The 1,636-nt window shown below is 29.6% G+C and carries 2 protein-coding genes; both read left to right on the forward strand.

Annotated elements, in window-relative coordinates; genetic code table 11:
- Window positions 1-232 precede the first annotated feature (232 nt).
- Entirely contained in the window at window positions 233-808 is a 576-nt protein-coding gene (locus LX95_RS14465; protein ID WP_146240811.1) for a hypothetical protein, read from the forward strand.
- Window positions 809-972: 164 nt separating this feature from the next.
- The gene (locus LX95_RS14470; protein ID WP_111542168.1) at window positions 973-1,521 is read left to right on the forward strand and encodes a hypothetical protein; all 549 of its coding nucleotides are present in this window, start codon (window positions 973-975) and stop codon (window positions 1,519-1,521) included.
- Window positions 1,522-1,636: the final 115 nt, after the last annotated feature.

Below are 1,636 nucleotides of genomic sequence, written 5' to 3' on the forward strand. Positions count from 1 at the left end.
ACTCGTACGTGTAAGGGATCACTAATCTAAAACACGTTATAGTTCTCCTCTCTTTCTATATAAAGTTATTTAATACAAACTAAAGAAACACGTTACCCACAATGCCAACCAAAATATGAACTTAAACTTAGAATTTTTAGAACCTTATATTCTATACATATTGTTAGGATTCATAACAATTCTAGTTCTTTATATAAGAAGTTTCGTCGTAGAAAGTGGGAAAATTGCAGCATTGAAAAGAAGAAATAAAGAGCTGGTCGAAGAAACTGAATCAATTAAAAAAGAACACCAACTAGATATCTCCAAAAGAAAATATCAGTACGAAAGTAAAAAAGATCAATATCTTAACTTTTATAAAACTATAGACTCATTTACAACTGAGGCAAATAAAAAGATGAAAGATAAATTGATTCCAATTCTTGATAAATTTTATAAAGATTATTTAAACGCAGCAGAAAAGGGCGATAAAAAAGGTGAAAATAATGCAGTTACAGTAATGTCGAAAAGAATGCAACAAATAACATTCGATTCATATGAAGAACTTACAAGGTTACGCCAAGAAACAAATACTATACGTGTTATTGCAAGCGATGAAATGATTAAAAAATTAAATTTACTTGAGCGAGCTTATGAAAAGTTAATGGAGAAATCTGATAAAATGATGAGTGCCTTACCAACATTGATAACAGTTAATGACCAAGAGAAGATAAATTCTTTACAAAAAGAAATCGAAATATCAGGCAGAGTTGTAAAATCAATTAATGATGATATTATAAAATTAATGAGAAAAGAATTAAATGAAATTTAAAGCACTGTGGGTAACAACGGTTCATCGCCAATAAGCGGCACCGTTAGAAAGAAAATAAGTAACTTGACCAACAAACCAATACTAAGCCGACAAATCCGTGTCCCTTAATCCGCCAACTGGCGATAACCGAGACCGTTGTACACAATTAAACGCATCCAATTAGAATGAATGAACACCTTAAAATTACTACTCAAGATGGATTAGTTTTCTTTAATGATTTCGATAAAAGAGAATTGATATATTATAAAAAAAAGAATGGTAATCTTGTTATAAATATTGAAGTATCAGCAGACTCAACTGAACGAACAAATAGCGAAAAGAATTTACTCGAAAAAAACTTGAATGAAAATTTGCATCCAGAAGCTGATGAATGTTGGATAGAATTGAGATTATTCCATACTGAAATACAAGAAATAGAAGAGTTAATTGACCTGATAATTGAAATAGATAAGGGATATGAAATTAATACAGAATACGATTCTGTTGCTCACTATGGAATTTGGAGTCCTAAAGAACTTTTTGAAAATGAAATTCGTTTTGAAAAACAACAAGGCGAATTAAAGGTAATATGGAAAGCTCTTTCCAATGATGTGAATTACTATAATCACAAAGCAAAAAAATGCAATATGGAATTAAAGTGCTTTTTGAATATTATAGGATTCAACTCTGAATCTGAATATTGGGAATATGAAAAAAAGAAACTTGGAGTATAAAAATATAAAACAAAACTGTGTACAACAAAGTACTGTGGTAAAAAACAAGTAAAAACTCACTAATTTTTAGCCAACGTACTTCTGTAAGAATCATCATATACTAGTCCTGATTTTG

It is taken from the genome of Mesonia algae (assembly GCF_003253545.1).
GTDB classification, from domain to species: Bacteria; Bacteroidota; Bacteroidia; order Flavobacteriales; family Flavobacteriaceae; genus Mesonia; species Mesonia algae.